The sequence below is a fragment of the Vibrio sp. OPT46 genome (assembly GCF_015163535.1).
Lineage (GTDB): Bacteria > Pseudomonadota > Gammaproteobacteria > Enterobacterales > Vibrionaceae > Vibrio > Vibrio alginolyticus.
Genome location: NZ_JADDYG010000723.1, coordinates 1 through 485, shown reverse-complemented (window position 1 = coordinate 485; position 485 = coordinate 1). Strand labels below are relative to the sequence as shown.

The window sequence follows — 485 nt, the reverse complement described above, 5'->3', positions numbered from 1 at the left end:
TGAGAAAGGACTGATTCTCAAATTGAGAATCAAAAATGCACAGAGAAATGGTTTGCTTATAAGAGGTGTTGAACCTAAAGAAGTCATTAGAGCGGGGGATCTCGTCATGATTAGATTCCAACTCGATTGACGAACCATCCGCCTTAAGTGAATAACGTGTAACGACTAAATGCAAAACCTGTCTAAAGTTTATGATTATCTTTGCAAATTATTACTAATGTTGATTGTTATGAGTCGAAGAACAACTAGTAATAAATAGGTCATCGAGAGGACTTACGTTTCAATAAAGACGATTTTTTGTACAAGGTCTTCTTATGCCATTAAAAATGACATTAATTGCGCTGGCTGTTATGGCAGCGTCTTCACAGCCTCAAGCGGATACGTCTTTCGCACCACCAGTTTCTCTTGCACAAAGCTATCAGGATGGCATTGATGTGTCTGAATATTGGTATAGCGAAAAACTTGATGGTGTTCGCGCTTATTGG

General features: G+C 38.6%; 1 pseudogene. It reads left to right on the top strand.

What is annotated here, in order from left to right:
- Positions 1 to 314: 314 nt before the first annotated feature.
- Positions 315 to 485, top strand: a pseudogene (locus tag IQR33_RS25725) (DNA ligase); the annotation flags it as partial.